Source organism: Micromonospora sp. C28ISP2-4 (assembly GCF_030519385.1).
In the GTDB taxonomy this organism is placed as follows: Bacteria; Actinomycetota; Actinomycetes; order Mycobacteriales; family Micromonosporaceae; genus Micromonospora; species Micromonospora tulbaghiae.
Window position 1 is genome coordinate 1,391,913 of sequence record NZ_JAUMKG010000001.1, and the last position, 15,376, is coordinate 1,407,288.

At 72.1% G+C, this 15,376-nt stretch carries 14 protein-coding genes, 2 pseudogenes and 1 riboswitch; of the genes and pseudogenes, 5 read left to right on the forward strand and 11 right to left on the reverse strand.

Annotated features, from left to right (window positions below):
• Window positions 1-19: 19 nt before the first annotated feature.
• The gene (locus Q3W68_RS06685; RefSeq protein ID WP_302904589.1) at window positions 20-2,065 is read left to right on the forward strand and encodes an AAA family ATPase; all 2,046 of its coding nucleotides are present in this window, start codon (window positions 20-22) and stop codon (window positions 2,063-2,065) included.
• Window positions 2,066-2,140: 75 nt separating this feature from the next.
• Here the strand turns inward: Q3W68_RS06685 and Q3W68_RS06690 are convergent, their stop codons facing one another.
• Genes Q3W68_RS06690 through Q3W68_RS06705 form a run of 4 tightly spaced genes read right to left on the reverse strand, consistent with a single transcriptional unit; the run spans window position 2,141 to window position 4,365 of the window.
• Window positions 2,141-2,740, reverse strand: coding sequence for a hypothetical protein (locus tag Q3W68_RS06690; RefSeq protein WP_302904590.1), 600 nt, complete (start codon window positions 2,738-2,740; stop codon window positions 2,141-2,143).
• Window positions 2,741-2,744: 4 nt separating this feature from the next.
• A complete protein-coding gene (locus tag Q3W68_RS06695) occupies window positions 2,745-3,098 on the reverse strand; it encodes a YbaB/EbfC family nucleoid-associated protein (protein ID WP_128138092.1) in 354 nt (117 codons plus the stop codon).
• 9 nt (window positions 3,099-3,107) lie between these two features.
• A complete protein-coding gene (locus tag Q3W68_RS06700) occupies window positions 3,108-4,034 on the reverse strand; it encodes a WXG100 family type VII secretion target (RefSeq protein ID WP_302904591.1) in 927 nt (308 codons plus the stop codon).
• A 10-nt stretch (window positions 4,035-4,044) separates the two neighbouring features.
• Window positions 4,045-4,365, reverse strand: coding sequence for a type VII secretion target (locus Q3W68_RS06705; RefSeq protein ID WP_120572101.1), 321 nt, complete (start codon window positions 4,363-4,365; stop codon window positions 4,045-4,047).
• Between the two features lie 147 nt (window positions 4,366-4,512).
• On the opposite strand from Q3W68_RS06705, the gene Q3W68_RS06710 reads away from it, so the two are divergent.
• The 3 genes from Q3W68_RS06710 to Q3W68_RS06720 all read left to right on the forward strand — a co-directional run bounded on the left by Q3W68_RS06710 (window position 4,513) and on the right by Q3W68_RS06720 (window position 7,000).
• A complete protein-coding gene (locus Q3W68_RS06710; RefSeq protein ID WP_302904592.1) occupies window positions 4,513-5,400 on the forward strand; it encodes an ABC transporter ATP-binding protein in 888 nt (295 codons plus the stop codon).
• 9 nt (window positions 5,401-5,409) lie between these two features.
• Window positions 5,410-6,147 carry an ABC transporter permease gene (locus Q3W68_RS06715; protein WP_302904593.1) on the forward strand — a complete coding sequence of 246 codons (738 nt, stop codon included), beginning with the start codon at window positions 5,410-5,412 and terminating at the stop codon, window positions 6,145-6,147.
• 94 nt (window positions 6,148-6,241) lie between these two features.
• Entirely contained in the window at window positions 6,242-7,000 is a 759-nt protein-coding gene (locus Q3W68_RS06720; RefSeq protein WP_302904594.1) for a VOC family protein, read from the forward strand.
• Between the two features lie 82 nt (window positions 7,001-7,082).
• Here Q3W68_RS06720 and Q3W68_RS06725 read toward each other — a convergent pair.
• The 4 genes and pseudogenes from Q3W68_RS06725 to Q3W68_RS06740 form a co-directional block, all read right to left on the reverse strand.
• A pseudogene (locus Q3W68_RS06725) lies at window positions 7,083-7,945 on the reverse strand (ABC transporter ATP-binding protein).
• Complete coding sequence (locus tag Q3W68_RS06730) at window positions 7,942-9,024, reverse strand: iron ABC transporter permease (RefSeq protein ID WP_302904974.1); 1,083 nt, start codon at window positions 9,022-9,024, stop codon at window positions 7,942-7,944. The pseudogene Q3W68_RS06725 and the gene Q3W68_RS06730 overlap by 4 nt, the downstream one beginning before the upstream one ends.
• Before the next feature lie 86 nt (window positions 9,025-9,110).
• Entirely contained in the window at window positions 9,111-10,043 is a 933-nt protein-coding gene (locus Q3W68_RS06735; protein WP_302904595.1) for an ABC transporter substrate-binding protein, read from the reverse strand.
• Window positions 10,044-10,150: 107 nt separating this feature from the next.
• Window positions 10,151-10,244: riboswitch (cobalamin riboswitch) on the reverse strand.
• Window positions 10,245-10,365: 121 nt separating this feature from the next.
• Window positions 10,366-11,688, reverse strand: a pseudogene (locus Q3W68_RS06740) (M14 family metallopeptidase); the annotation flags it as partial.
• A gap of 205 nt (window positions 11,689-11,893) precedes the next feature.
• Here Q3W68_RS06740 and Q3W68_RS06745 point away from each other — a divergent pair.
• Window positions 11,894-13,234, forward strand: coding sequence for a C39 family peptidase (locus Q3W68_RS06745; protein ID WP_302904596.1), 1,341 nt, complete (start codon window positions 11,894-11,896; stop codon window positions 13,232-13,234).
• Between the two features lie 90 nt (window positions 13,235-13,324).
• On the opposite strand, the gene Q3W68_RS06750 is transcribed toward Q3W68_RS06745, so the two are convergent.
• The 3 genes from Q3W68_RS06750 to mqnE are packed head-to-tail and all read right to left on the reverse strand — an operon-like array spanning window position 13,325 to window position 15,229.
• The gene (locus Q3W68_RS06750; protein WP_302904597.1) at window positions 13,325-13,597 is read right to left on the reverse strand and encodes a DUF4229 domain-containing protein; all 273 of its coding nucleotides are present in this window, start codon (window positions 13,595-13,597) and stop codon (window positions 13,325-13,327) included.
• Between the two features lie 26 nt (window positions 13,598-13,623).
• The gene (locus Q3W68_RS06755) at window positions 13,624-14,052 is read right to left on the reverse strand and encodes a hypothetical protein (protein WP_302904598.1); all 429 of its coding nucleotides are present in this window, start codon (window positions 14,050-14,052) and stop codon (window positions 13,624-13,626) included.
• A 7-nt stretch (window positions 14,053-14,059) separates the two neighbouring features.
• Window positions 14,060-15,229, reverse strand: a complete 1,170-nt coding sequence (gene mqnE, locus Q3W68_RS06760) for an aminofutalosine synthase MqnE (protein ID WP_302904599.1) — start codon at window positions 15,227-15,229, stop codon at window positions 14,060-14,062.
• Window positions 15,230-15,376 lie beyond the last annotated feature (147 nt).

The following is a 15,376-nucleotide window of genomic DNA, read 5'->3' on the forward strand; positions in this document are numbered from 1 at the left end:
TGAGCCATCGGAGTTCATCGTGCCCGCAACCGATCTTGACGCTACACCCGGCCTCGACGCCGAACTGGCCGCCGAGCGAGCCCACCTCGACGCCTCCCGCGCCGCGCTGACCCGGATGCGGGAACGCGCCCAGGCGCTCTTCGCCACCGGCGACAAGGTGGCCGGTGACTCGTACACCGCCGAGCAGCTCGGCCGGCACATGGCCCGGCGGGTCAAGGAGCTGGCGGACGACCCGACCACGCCGCTGTTCTTCGGCCGCCTGGACTTCGGCGGCGACGACCCGGACCACGCCGGGCGCGAGTACCACGTCGGGCGGCGGCACGTCACCGACGAACTGGGCGAGCCGCTGGTGCTGGACTGGCGTGCGCCGGTCTCCCGGTCGTTCTACCGGGCCAGCGCGCGCGACCCGCAGGGTGTCGCCGTACGCCGCCGGTTCGGGTTCAGCGCCGGGACGCTGACCAGCTTCGAGGACGAGCACCTGGACCGGGGCGAGGAACTCGGCACCGCCAGCCGCATCCTCACCGCCGAGATCGAGCGGCCTCGCGTGGGCCCGATGCGCGACATCGTGGCCACCATCCAGCCGGAGCAGGACGAACTGGTCCGGGCCGACCTGGCCGACTCGATCTGCGTACAGGGCGCTCCCGGCACCGGCAAGACGGCGGTCGGGCTGCACCGCGCCGCGTACCTGCTCTACCTGCACCGGGAACGGCTGCGCCGCTCCGGTGTGCTGATCGTCGGGCCGAACCGGGCGTTCCTGTCGTACATCGCGGCGGTGCTGCCCGCGCTCGGCGAGGTCGAGGTCGAGCAGGCCACTGTGGAGGACCTGGTCGCACGCGTGCCGGTCCGTGCGGTCGACGACCCGGCCGCCGCCGCGCTCAAGCACGACATCCGGATGGCCGAGGTGCTGCGCCGGGCCGTCGACGCCCACATCGGTACGCCGACCGAGCCGATCATGGTGTCGGACGGCTCGTACCGGTGGCGGATCGGGCTCGACCCGCTGCACCGGCTGGTCACCGAGACGCGCCAGGAGGGGCTGCCCTACGCCACCGGCCGGGAGCGGGTCCGCGCACGGGTGGTGGGGCTGCTGCAACGCCAGGCCGAGGCGCGCCGGGCGGAGTCACCGAGCGACGCCTGGCTGCGCCGGATGAGCCGGATCAAGCCGGTCACCGACCTGCTCGACGCGGTCTGGCCGGCGCTCACCCCGGACGGGCTGCTGCACCGCCTGCGTACCGACGCCGAGGCGCTCGCCGCCGCCGCGGACGGCCTGCTCGCGCCCGAGGAGCAGGAGTTGTTCCGGTCCGGCAGGACCGCCCGCACCGCGAAGGCGACCCGGTGGACCGCCGCCGACGCGGTGCTCATCGACGAGGTGGCCGGGCTGCTGGAACGGCCCGCCGGCTTCGGGCACGTGGTGGTCGACGAGGCGCAGGACCTCTCCCCGATGCAGTGCCGTGCCATCGCCCGCCGCAGCGAGCACGGCTCGATCACGCTGCTCGGCGACCTGGCCCAGGGCACCGCGCCCTGGGCGGCGACCGACTGGCGGGAGTCCCTGGCCCACCTGGGCAAGCCGGACGCAGTGGTGGTGCCGCTGAGCGTGGGCTTCCGGGTGCCGGCCGCAGTGGTGGCGTTCGCGAACCGGCTGCTGCCGGCGCTCGCCGTCGACGTACCCCCGGCCCGATCGCTGCGCAACGACGGCGCGCTCGATGTGCGTACCACCGAGGACCTGACGGCCGCGACGGTGGCCGAGGTGCGGGCGGCGCTCGCGCACGACGGCTCGGTCGGTGTGATCGCCGCGGACGACGCGGTCGACCGGCTCCGCGCGGCGCTCGCCGACGCGGGCGTGGAGACCGCGACCGCCGACGACGTCGAGGCCGCGGCGCGCGTCACAGTGGTCCCGGCGACGCTGGTCAAGGGCCTGGAGTACGACCACGTGGTGGTCGTCGAGCCGGCCGCGATCGTGGCCGCCGAGCCGCGTGGTCTGCACCGCCTCTACGTGGTGCTCACCCGGGCGGTCTCCCGGCTGGCAGTGCTGCACCGCGAGCCGCTGCCCGCGCCGCTGACGGCCTGACGCGGGCGGGCCGGCCTGCGGTATCGGCGGGGCGGGCCGGCCCGGTGGCCGCGCTGAAGCTCGTCGGCGGGCCGGTCAGGCGGACAGCGCGGCGGCGACCTCGCGCAGCGGCCGGCCGGACTCGGCGATCGGCACTGTGAACGACAGCCAGGAGCCGTCGGTGAAGTCGATCCGCAGCCGCTTCGGGTTGAGCCGGTGCCAGCCCACGCGAGCGGAGGCGATCTCCGCCCGCCCCGCCGACCACGCCACCGAGGTCTCGGCCAGCGCACGCTCCTCGGCCTCGCGCCCGGCCAGCAGCTTGACCCCGCCGGTACGGCAGACCAGCAGCCGCCGGTCGGTGACCGCGAGCAGCGTCTCCCGGACCTGCAGGTCGGGCCGGGGCGGGCGGAGCGCGCGGTGCAGGCGGGAGGCGGCCGATCCGGGGGCGCCACGGCCGGCGATCCCCCAGCCGATCGCGTCGACCAGGCGGTCACCACGGTCCCAGGTGGCCAGCGGCAGCAGGACGTTGAGCAGCACCGAGCCGACCGTCCGCCGGCTCGGCTCGGCGGTGGACTCCGGTTCGGGCGGCGGCGCCGGAGCGAGCCCCTGGCCGACGTCGGCCTTGGCGTGGGCCAGCACGCGCTCGCCCGGCTCGACGAGCCGGTCGATCGGGTCGCGGTATCTGGTCTCGTCCATCGGCTCAGTATCGGTCGTGGCCGTAGCCGTCGTCGGCGCGGCGCTCCGCGGCGGGAGCGTTGCCCATCACCTCGCCGACGATCTCGCGTACGCGGGCGGCGGCGGCCTCCTGCGCCCGGTTCGCCGCCGAGGTGATCTCCTCGGCGAGCGTGTACGAGTCGAAGCGCATGGCGCGGGCGTTGATGTCCGTAGAGAGGATCTTGCCGTCGGCGGCGGCCACGACGGTGACCAGGCCGGAGTCACTCACCCCCTCGGCGCTGCTCTGCTCCAGCTCGGCCATTCGCGCGCCGAGTTCGCGCTGCCACCCGTCCAGGTTGCGGGCCAGCGCCTCGATCCGGTCCAGGGCCGGGAACGTCATTGCTGCCTCTCAGTTCACGATCGAGTCGAACACGTTCTGGACGCCCTTCGTGTACGGGCCCAGATCCTCGCGGTACGTGCCGTCCACCAGGTAGTTGCGGTCCTTGCGCCCGTCGGAGACGTCGTGCAGACCCATCCCGGTGTCGAGCAGCGCGCCCCCGATACCGGGGATGTTCACCGGGGACGCCTGGTTGACGGCGAACTTGCCGGGGAAGAGGATCGCGGCGCGTTTGATCTTGAACGCGAACGCCTCCTTGGTGTAGCCGGACTTGTTCCACGCCCGGTACGCCTTCTTGGCCTGCCGCAGCTCCAGCACCACCCGGCGGTAGCGCATGAGCAGCTCGGCGACCTTCTCCAGCTTGGCGACCAGCTTGGTGAGGATCTCCGCGAACCGGGCCACGATCTTGACCATGCGGCCGACGGTGGTGGCCAGCCGGGCCAGCACGCGCACCACGGTGGCCGCCAGTGTCACGCCGGCGCTCAGCACGGCCGCCACCGCGGCGATGATGACCTCGGTCAGGAACCAGAGCAGGAACTCCAGAATCAGCTCGACCAGCAGGTTGAAGGCGTCCACAGCGGCGTTCGCCGCGTCGACCAGCACCTCCTTGGTGCCGTCCAGCCCTTTTGCCAGCTCCTCGATCGCCTCCTCGACCGACTCCATCGAGGCGTGGAACTTGTCCGCCGCGTCGCCGTCCCAGGCGCCGCGCAGCCGGGCCCGGTCGGCGATCTGGTCCCCGGCGATCCGCCGGACCGCCTCGCCCGTGGTCAGCGCGAGCTGGGCCGCCCGCATCAGGTCGTCCGGCTCACCGGCGACCAGTTCCAGGAGCTGCTCGAACGGCCACAGCACCGCGTTCGACAGCGGCTTGAACGGGTCGGGCGTGCCCGACACGATCTGCTCGAAGTAGGTCTTGTTGCGCTGCAGCGCCTCGGTGCTCATCCCGCCCCCCTCAGACGCCCGGCTTGAACATGTCGGTGTTCGCCACGTCCGTACCGGTGTAGGCGTCAGCGGTGTCGTCGAGCCCTTCGGCGATGTCGGCCATCACCTCGGCGCCGTCCGCCAGCCCTTCCAGGCACGCCTCGAACTGCTGCTCGTACGCGGCGGCGAGGCTGAACGACGCGGGCATCACGCCGAAGGAGTGCCGGGCCACGTGCCCGTCGCGGAACGCCCGGTGCAGCTCACGGAACCGGCCGGCCCGGTCCCGGGAGGCGGCGGCGAACGCCGTCAACGCCTCCGGCTGGACGTCGAGATTCCTGCTCGGACTGGTCACGGACCCTCCCCAGTGTCCGGTTGGAACTTCCACCGTCGTCGACGGCGCCACCAGACTAGGGGATACGAGCACCCGGTCAGGGGACACCGCGGCCGGCGCACGCACTGTAGACAGGGGATGCACCGACCCCCGCCCGAGGAGATCGCGATGATCCTGGCCCGCGCCGAACAGGTCAGCCGCCGCTACGGCGAGGTGTTGGCGCTGGACCGGGTCGACCTGACCGTCCGTGCCGGGGAACTGGTCGGCCTGCTCGGCCCGAACGGCGCCGGCAAGAGCACGCTGATCAACCTGGTCGTCGGGCTGCGTCGCCCCACCGCCGGCCGGGTCGAGCTGTGCGGCGGCGACCCGCGCGACCCGGCGAGCCGGCGGCAGCTCGGCGTCACCCCGCAGGAGACCGGCCTGCCCGGCACGCTGCGGGTCGGCGAGGTGGTCGACTTCGTCTCCGCGCACTTCCCCGATCCGGTGCCGCGCGGTGAGCTGCTCGACCGGTTCGGCCTCGCCGACCAGGTACGCCGGCAGACCGGTGGTCTCTCCGGCGGGCAGCGTCGCCGGCTCGCCGTGGCGCTGGCGTTCGTCGGCCGTCCCCGGCTGGTGGTGCTCGACGAGCCGACCACCGGCCTCGACGTGGAGGCGCGGCACGCGCTCTGGGACGCGATCCGCGGCTTCCACGCCGACGGCGGCACCGTGCTGCTGAGCAGCCACTACCTGGAGGAGGTGGAGGCGCTCGCGCAGCGGGTGGTGGTGATCGGCCACGGGCGGGTGCTCGCCGACGACTCGGTGGCGGCGATCCGCGGGATCGTCGGCGTACGCCGGGTCAGCCTGGTCGCCGACGACCTGCCGGCGCTGCCGGGAGTGGTCGCCACCGAACGCGCCGACGGGCGGGTGCACCTGCTCACCACCGACGCCGACCAGCTCGTCCGCGACCTGGTGACCGCCGGGGTGGCGTTCCGCGACCTGGAGGTCCGGCCCACCTCGCTGGAGGAGGCGTTCCTCGCCATCACGGCCGACGACCGGCCCGCGCCCGCCGCTGCCTAGGAGACCGACGTGCCGCTCGCCCTCGTCCACGCCCGCTACCAGCTCCTGGAGATCATCCGGATCCCGGTGGCGGTGGTCGGCAGCGCGTTCTTCCCCGCCGCCGCGATGCTGTTCTTCGTGGTGCCGTTCGCCGGAGACGACCCGGCCGGCGCCACCTACGCCACCGCCGCCATGGTGACGTTCGCGGTGATGAGCGCCAACATCTTCCAGTACGGCGTGGGTGTCGCCGAGGACCGCGACCAGCCCTGGAACCCGTACACCCGGACCCTGCCGGCCGGACCGGCGCCGCGGCTGGCCGGGCGGATCCTGGCCGGGCTGGTGCTGACCTACGTGTCGATGATCCCGGTGGTGGTGATCGCGGCGGTCGCCACCGAGGCGCGGGTCGGCGCGGTGCAGTTCCTGCTCGGGCTCGGCGCGGTCGCCGTGATCTCGGTCCCGTTCACGCTGCTCGGCCTCACGATCGGCTACTCGCTGCCGAGCAAGGCCGCGATCGTGGTGGCACAGGTGATCTTCTTCCCGCTCGCGTTCGGCGGCGGCCTGCTCTCCGGGCCGGAAGACGCGCCCGGCTTCATCAAGGCGATCGCCCCCTACCTGCCGACCCGGGGCGCGGTGGAGCTGCTCTGGGCGGCGGTCACCGACTTCCGGCCGGACACCCGGGCGCTGGTGATGCTCGTGGTCTGGGTGCTCGTACTCGCCGCGGCGGCCGGCTGGGCGTACCGGCGGGACGAGGGCCGCCGCTTCAGCTGACCTTTTGTCCGGTTCCGGCCCGGGGGCCGACCCGGCGGTGCCACGATGCCGACAGGGCGGGCGAGCGGAGCCGCCCCCGGCGAGAGGGGTCACCGTGAACGGCGTCGAGCCCGGCACGCCCTGCTGGACCGACCTGGCCACGCCTGGTCTGGACGACGCACGCCGGTTCTACCCGGAGCTGTTCGGCTGGACCGGGCAGATCTCCCCCGAGCCGGAGGCAGGCGGCTACACCGTCTTCCGCAAGGGCGGCAAGGCGGTCGCCGGGGCCGGGCCACCCGGTACGCCGGACCAGGTGCCGGTCTGGTCCACGTACGTGGCGACCGACGACGCCGACCTGGTGGCGACCCGGGTGGAGGCCGCCGGCGGGCAGGTCGTCGTCTCCCCGTTCGACGTCGCCCAGCAGGGCCGGATGGCGGTGCTCGCCGACCCGGCCGGCGCGGTGTTCAGCGTGTGGCAGCCGATGGCGATGCGCGGGGCCGAGCTGTACAACGCACCCGGTGCAATGTGCTGGAACGAGCTGGTCACCCCCGACCCCGACGGTGCGAAGGACTTCTACGCGCTGGTCTTCGGCTGGCATCCGGAGGAGCGCCCGGCCGGGCCGGTCGCGTACACCGGGTGGCGCTGCGGCGCCCGGATCGTCGCCGGCATGCTGCCGCGGGCCGAGCCGCTGCCGGCGGACCTGCCCGCGTACTGGGCGGTCTACTTCGCGGTGGAGGACGCCGACGCCACCGCCGCCCGGGCCGCCGAACTGGGCGGCACCATCCTCGTCCCGCCCCGCGACAACCCGGCCGGTCGCAGCGCCGCCCTCCGCGACCCGGCCGGCGCCCTCTTCTCCATCTCCACCCTCCGCTGACCCGCCCCCACCCCCACCCCCGCCCCGCGCGCCCGGCCCCGTTCCGCCGCCGATCTTGCAGTTGCGGCCCCCGACGCCCCATTCACACCTTCTGCCTGGGCCAGAGTGCAAGATCGACGGGGAGGGGGCGGGAGGTGGGGCGGCGGAGGAAGGCAGGGTAAGGGGTAAGATGAGGGCGGACGGGGACCACCAAGGGACCGTGGTCGCCGAGGATCACCGGATGTGGGCCCGGTAGTGGCGGGCCAGCAACTCCTGGGTGAGCACCTCCTCGGGTGGGCCGGCGGCGGCGACCCGGCCGTCGGCGAGCAGGACCAGGCGGTCGGCGTACTCGCCGGCGATGGAGAGGTCGTGCATGGTGGCGAGCACCGTGAGGCCGTGCGCGCGCCGGAGCTGGTCGACCAGTTCCAGCACCTCCTGCTGGTGCCCGATGTCCAGCGCGCTCGTCGGCTCGTCGAGCAGCAGCAGGGTGGCGCCCTGGGCCAGCGCCCGGGCCAGGAAGACGCGCTGCCGCTCACCGCCGGAGAGCGTGGCCAGCTCGCGGTGGGCGAACGGGCCCAGGTCGAGCCGGTCCAGCACCTCGTGCACGGCGGCCAGGTCGGCGGCGGACTCGCGGCCCAGCGGCGGGATGTACGGGGTGCGCCCGAGCAGCGCGTAGTCGAACACGGACATGCCGATCGGTACGACCGGTGACTGCGCCACGGTGGCCACGACACGGGCGCGGTCGCGTCGGCGCAGCGCGCCGATCGGCGTACCGAAGAGGGCCACCTCGCCCGGGCCGGTGAGCAGGCCGCCGACGGCGCGCAACAGGGTGGACTTGCCGGCGCCGTTGGGTCCGATCACTGTGACCCACTCGCCGGCGGCGACCGTGAGGTCGACGCCGGCCAGGATCGGCGTGCCGCCGAGCGAGACCCGCAGGTCGTGGACGCGCACCGCGGGGGCGTTCACATCGCCACCCGGCGGGCGGTACGCAGGACCAGCACGAAGAACGGGCCGCCGAGCAGCGCGGTGACCACGCCGATCGGGATCTCGGCGGGTGCGGCGGCGGTCCGGGCGACCACGTCGGTCAGGGCCAGGAACGCGCCGCCGAACAGCATCGACAGCGGCAGGATCACGCGATGGCTGGAACCGGCGAGCAGCCGCATGGTGTGCGGCACGATGATGCCGACGAAGCCGATCAGCCCGGACGCGGAGACGGCGGCGGCGGTGCCCAGCGACGCGGCGGCGATCAGCAGGTAGCGGGAGCGCTGCGGGTGCAGGCCGAGACCGGCGGCCTCGTCGTCGCCGACGGAGAGCACGTCCAGTTCGCGCCGGTGCAGCAGCACCACCACGGAGGTGAGCACGAAGTACGGCAGGACCAGCCACACGTCGTGCCAGCCGGCGGTGGCCAGCCGCCCGAGCAGCCAGGAGTAGACCTGCTGGATGTTGTCGGAGTGCTGTTGCAGCAGGTACGTCTGCCCGGCGGCGAAGAACGCGGACACCGCCACCCCGGCCAGGATCAGCGTGGCCGGGGACCGGTCCCGCCCGCCGGCCGCGCCGAGCAGGTACGTCAGCACGACCGCGCCGAGCGACCCGACGAACGCGGCGAGCGGAATGGTGATCGGCAACCCGGTCAGCGCGCCACCCGCACCGGCGCCGAGGACGATCGCCGCGGTGACCGCGAACCCGGCTCCGGCGGCCACGCCGAGCAGGTACGGGTCGGCCAGCGGGTTGCGGAAGACGCCCTGGTAGCAGCCGCCGGCCAGGGCGAGGAGCGCACCGACGAGCAGGCCGAGCACGACCCGGGGCAGCCGCAGCTCGGTGATGATCGCGACTTCCCGCTCGGTGAGCCCGCTGTCCAGGTGCACGCCGGGCAGCAGGTTGAGCAGTTCGGCCGCGACGCTGCCGGGCGGCAGGCTGACCGGGCCGAGGGAGACGCCCGCCACCAGCGCGACGAGCACCGCCACGACACCGGCGAGCAGCCAGCGCTTACGCAGTCCGGCGGGCCGGATCGGGACGCCGGCCGCGTCGCGCGCGCCGCGCCGCAGGGGCCGGGGCAGCCGGGCACCCGGCCGGGGCGCGTCGGGCGTCCCGGCCGGGTGAGGGGCGGAGTCCGCCTGTCGTACGGCCACGGTCAGGCCGGGACCTTGGCGGTGGCGTCGACGATCACCTTGAGCAGGTCGACCACGCGCGGGCCCCAGCGGGAGGCGATGTCGTCGTCCAGCTCCACGATCTGGTTGTTCTTCACGGCGGTGATGCCGGCCCAGCCGCTGCGCGCCTTCACCGTGTCGGCGCTCTGCTTGCAGCACTTGGTGTCGGAGAGGAAGACGAAGTCGGGGTTCGCCTTGACGATGACCTCCTGGGAGAGCTGCGGGTAGCCGCCGTTCTTCCCGTCGGCGTCCGACGGGTCGGCGATGTTCTCCAGGCCGGCGAGCGCGTAGATGGTGCCGATGAACGTCTTGCTGGTCGCCGTGTACAGCTCCGGGCCCAGCTCGTGGTAGTAGGTCGGCTTCTCCGTACGCTTCGGGAGGTCCTTGGTCAGCGCGGTGATGTCGTCCTTCATCTTCTGCACCACGGCGTCCGCCTCGGACCGGTGGCCGGTGAGCGTGCCCAGGTCGGTGAGCTGCCGGTACGTGTCGTCGAGCGTGGCCGCAGCCGGGATCTGGAGGACCGGGATCTTCAGCGCGACGAGCTGGTCGGCGATCTTGTTGAGGTTGTCCGAGATCACCACCAGGTCGGGGTTCTTGGCCGCGATCGCCTCGGCGTTCGGCTGGTAGCCGGACAGGTCGCTGCGGGGCGCCTCGGGCGGGTAGTTCGACTGGTCGTCGGCGGCGGTGACCTGCTTGCCGGCGCCGATGGCGAAGAGCATCTCGGTGGAGGTCGGCGAGAGCGAGACGATCTTCTCGGGCCGCTTCTCCAGCGTCAGCTTGCCGACGGTGGCCGGGAACGCGCCGCCGGAGCCGCCCGCGGCGGGGGTGTCGGTCGAGGTCTTCTCGGCGCAGCCGCCGAGAAGCAGCACGCCGGCCGCGAGGGCGGCGGCGAAGATCCGGGGGGTACGTCTGGACATGGGGACCTCCTGTCGGTCGAGGAGTGTGGTGCTTCGCCGACAGGGGAAAGGCCCGCCCGCGAGGCGCCCTTCCTCGAGAGCGCGTGTCGCGACCGGGCCACAGGCGACCTGGCTCGTCCCACGTCCGTCGGCGCCGGCGGAAGGCCGGAGCCGCGCGTACGGGGCATCACAGTTGCGGGACAGCGCCGGTTTCGCACCGGCTTCGCTGTCGCACGGTCGGTGCCACGGTAGCGCACGACCAGCGGAGATCGTCCGGACGGGAGGGGGTGGGCGGGAACCCCGGCGGGGGTGGAACCGGGGTTCCCGCCCGGTGGTGAGGTCAGCAGTACTGGCTCTGCTTCCCGATCGCCCGGTACGGGCAGTCGGCGTACTCGGACAGGATCAGCACGGCCTCCCGGTTGCGTGAGGTCTGCGCCGGGATCACCTCGTCCGGCGGGTAGAAGCCGCCGCCGGAGGCCGAGCCGGGGTACATCTCGAAGGTGTACGCCCAGATCTTGTGGGCGCCCCACATCCAGTCGATGCTCGTGCCGTCGGCGATGTAGAGGTCGCTCGACTGCTCCGGGGTGTAGTTGTTCGTCGCCGCCATCTGCCGCCCGATGGTGGCGAAGGTGTTGTACTGGTCGGCGTTCATCCCGGTGGCGGTGTTGTTGTACGTGTACCCGTACGGCCAGAGCACCAGTTGCGAGTAGGTGTGGAAGTCGATGTTCGCCTTGATCTGCTGCACCCCGCCGACGACCCGGCTGTTGACGAAGTTGCGCAGCGCCGCGGTCTCCGGGGCGGAGAAGGCGGACGGGCCCCGGTAGGTGTCCGACGACTTGGTGCCGGACGAGCCGCCGCAGCAGCCCCACTGGTAGCCCCAGTTGCGGTTCAGGTCGGTGCCGACGGCTGTCGAACCGCTGTTGGGCTGCCGGTTCTTGCGCCATGAGCGGTACGAGCCGGTGGCGATGTCGTACTCGCTGCCGTCCGGGTTGACGGTGGGGACGATCCAGATCTCCCGGGAGTTGACGATGCCGGTGATCCGGGAGTCGCTGCCGTAGTTGTCGGTGAAGAGGTTGAGCAGGTAGATCGCCATCTCCACGGTCAGGTGCTCACGGGCGTGCTGCTGGGCGTTGAACAGGATCTCCGGCTCGGCCTCGTCGGTGGCGACGTTGTCGGAGATCTTCACCGCCATCAGGTCCCGGCCCTGGTACGAGGTGCCGATGCTCAGCTTGCGGGCGATCGTCGGGTGGTCGGCCACCACCTTGTTCACCACGGCGGTCAGCTCGGCGTAGTCGTGGTAGTTCGAGTCGGCGGACGGGAACGCGTTGGCGGTCATGCCCCCGTCGGCGTGGTCGTGCTCCGGCACGACGTCCTTCTCGAGCCGGAATCCGAGCCGGGTGATCGCGTTCGCCTCGGCCTTGGTCGCCGTGACGTGCAGCACGCCGTGCTCGGAGTAGTCGATCGCGGCGCCGGTGGAGGCGACGGCGGTGCGGTCGGCCGCCGTACGCGGGCCGAGCACCCGGTAGGCGACGGTGGCCGGCTCGCCGGAGTTTTCCGGCGCGGGCCGGGCGACGGCGGGCGCGGCGGCCGCGGTGAGGACGATGGTCAGGCCGACGGCGGCGGCGAGCGCCAGCCGGCGGCGGAGCGGAGAGGTGCGGAAGGCCATGGACAACCTCCTGGGGGTACGGGAGATCCCGTTGTCCACACACTCCACCAGGAGACACATGGTCATATCAATATCTGTCTCTCTCTTTAGCCATCCCGGCCTGATCGTCACTTCGGCAATGATTTTCTATGCCTGAACATCTGGCGAAACTTCCCGCCAAGCGGGACAGTGAACGGCAACGATGCCGTCTCCCTGTGGAGCTGCCATGTTCGGAAGACCCATGCGCGCGGCCGCCCTCGCCGGCCTCACCGCGCTCACCCTCCTCGCCACGAGCGCACCGGTCCAGGCACAAGCCGCGCGACCGGGCGTCACGCACGACGAACAGATCACCTTTCAGGAGTTCTCCCGCTTCCCCGACTGGCGTACCGGCTCCCACCAGGGCACCCGCGCCGTACCGGGCCGCCACCCGGCGCTGACCATCGACCGCCCGGCGGGCACCACCGAGTTCACCGACGAGCACACCGGCACGACCCGCACCTGGGAGTACGCCACCTGGACCTCGCCGGAGCGGCGGATCGGCTTCGACGCCACCGAGATGGTCGCGTCGTGGAACGCCGCCACCCCGGCCGGCACCTGGATCCAGGTCGAGCTGCACGGCACGTACAACACCGGGGCACAGACCCCGTGGTACGTCATGGGCCGCTGGGCCTCCGGCGACCAGGACATCAAGCGGTCCACCCTGGACGGCCAGGGTGACCCGTGGTCGAGCATCTGGACCGACACGTTCTCGATCGACGACGCCGGCGCCGGTGTGCTGCTGCGCTCGTACCAGTTGCGGCTGACGCTCTACCGCGCGCCCGGTCAGGCCGCCGCGCCGCAGGTCCGGATGCTCGGCGCGATGGCGTCGAACGTGCCGGACCGGTTCACCGTCACCCCGAGCCGGGGCGGCATCGCCTGGGGCACCGAGCTGGCCGTGCCGCGCTACTCGCAGAACATCCACATCGGCGAGTACCCCGAGTACGACGGCGGCGGTGAGGCGTGGTGCTCCCCCACCTCGACGGAGATGGTGGTCGAGTACTGGGGCCGCAAGCCCTCGGCCGAGGACATCTCCTGGGTCGACCCCTCCTACCCCGACCCGACAGTCGACCACGCCGCCCGGATGACCTACGACTACGAGTACTCCGGCGCCGGCAACTGGCCGTTCAACACCGCGTACGCGTCGAGCTTCCCCGGCCTGGAGGCGCGGGTCACCCGGCTGCACTCGCTGGACGAGGCGGAACGCTTCATCAAGGCGGGCATCCCGGTGGTGACCTCGCAGTCGTTCCTCGCCAGCGAGCTGGACGGGGCCAACTACGGCACCTCCGGGCACCTGTTCGTGATCGTCGGCTTCACCGCCGACGGCGACGTGATCGTCAACGACCCCGCGTCCTCGTCGAACGACGCGGTCCGCAACGTCTACAAGCGGGAGCAGTTCGAGCAGATCTGGCTGCGCACCAAGCGCTACCGGGCCAACGGCACCGTGGCCTCCGGATCCGGCGGCATCGCGTACCTGATCAAGCCGGCCGACCGGCCGTGGCCGGTCGTCCCGGGCTCGACCAACTGGTGAACGGCTCGACCGACCGGTGAACGGCTCGGCTGACCGGTGAAGACGAAGGGCCCGGCGCCACACCCGGCGCCGGGCCCCTCGTACGTCCGCTCAGCCGTCGCGGCGCTCGGTATCCGGCTCGTCCTCACCGGCGAGCGCGGAGCGCAGCCGGTCCTTCTCGGCGCGACGGCGCTCGGCCGCCTCCGCCATCTCCCCGGCCATCTCGTCCCGCCAGCTGCGCAGCAGGAAGAACGACAGTGCGGCGGAGGAGATCAACGCCACCATCAGCCGCAGGAACATGTTCATCTCGACGAACCAGAGGGCTGCCAGCACGGCGACGAACAGCCCGATCCGGCCCAGCGTGTACTTGACCGCCGCGCTCATTCCCGCATTCCCACTCTCTCCGTGCCTCAGCCCGTACGCCGGGCCAGCCAGTGCACGCCATGAAACCAGATGACGGCGTAGACCACTGTGAACACCGCCGCGGCCAGCGCGCCGGTGAACAGCGCGGGCAGCCCGGAGGCCAGGCCCGCGACCAGCAGGCCGGCGACGACGCCGAGCCCGAGCCCGACCAGCGCGGCCACCACCCGGGCGGCGCCGAACTCCCAGGCCCGGAACTCGTCCCAGAACAGCCAGAGCGGCAGGATCACCGCGAGCCAGCCGTTCGTGCCCCCGAAACCGCTGTCGCCGACGGTGGCGAACGCCCACTCGAAGACCAGCAGCGCCAGCACCCCGATGACCAGGCCGGCGAGGCTCACCCCGAGCAGGTCACCGAGGGTGAGGATGCGCCCCTCGGCGTCGCGCCGGGGGAAGCCGCGCTGCTGTTCCTCGTCGCTCATCGCCAGGTCAGGCCCAGACCTGCTGCGGCTCGGACCGGCGCTCCGCCAGCGACGGCGGCCCGTCGTACTCGCGGACGATCTCGTAGCGGGTGTTCCGCTCGACCGGACGGAAGCCGGCGTCCCAGATCATGTGCAGCAGGTCGTCGCGGTGCATGGTGTTCGGCGTGCCGTACGAATCGGCGTCGTGAGTGATCTTGTATTCCACGACCGAGCCGTCCAGGTCGTCGACGCCGAAGTTCAGCGAGAGCTGCGCGACCGACAGCCCGTGCATGACCCAGAAGCACTTCACGTGCGGCACGTTGTCGAACAGCAGCCGGGAGACCGCGAACGTCTTCAGCGACTCGGCCGGCGAGGCCATCGTGGTCCGGGCCTGGATCCGGTTACGGATCTTGCCGTCCGCCGAGTCGACGAAGTCGTGCTGGTAGCGCAGCGGGATGAAGACCTGGAAGCCGCCGGTCTCGTCCTGCAGCTCACGCAGCCGCAGCACGTGGTCGACCCGGTGCCGGGGCTCCTCGATGTGGCCGTAGAGCATGGTCGACGGCGTCTTCATGCCCTTCGAGTGGGCCAGCCGGTGGATGCGCGACCAGTCCTCCCAGTGGCAGTTGTGGTCGACGATGTGCTGCCGGACCTCCCAGTCGAAGATCTCCGCGCCACCGCCGGTGAGCGACTCCAGGCCGGCGTCCATCAGCTCGTCGAGGATCGCGTCGGCGCTGAGCCCGCTGATCTTCTCGAACCACTGCACCTCGGTGGCGGTGAACGCCTTGAGGTTGACGTTCGGCAGCGCGGCCTTCAGCTCGCGCAGCACCTTCGGGTAGTAGCGCCAGGGCAGCGTCGGGTGCAGGCCGTTGACGATGTGCAGCTCGGTGAGCTGCTCGTCCTCCATCTCCTTGGCCTTGCGGACCGCCTCGTCGATGCGCATCGTGTAGGCGTCCTTCTCGCCCGGCTTGCGCTGGAACGAGCAGTACGCGCATGACGCCGAGCAGACGTTCGTCAGGTTCAGGTGCCGGTTGACGTTGAACATCACCCGGTCGCCGTTGAGCTCGGTACGCCTGTGGTGGGCCAGCCGGCCCAGCCAGGTCAGGTCGTCGCTGGCGTAGAGGGCGATGCCGTCCTCGCGGGTCAGCCGCTCCCCCGCGTACACCTTCGCCTCGAGTTCGCGCTTGAGTCCGGCGTCCATCCGAAAGCCACGTCCTTCCACCTGGGTTCCCGATCGAGCGTACGTCGCGGGCCCGACCGGCCGCCGACGTGGTCGCGCCGGTTCACCGTTCGTCACGCTCCGCACATCGACATTGTCGCAACCGTGAGGTAAGACAGGGTGGGGCGG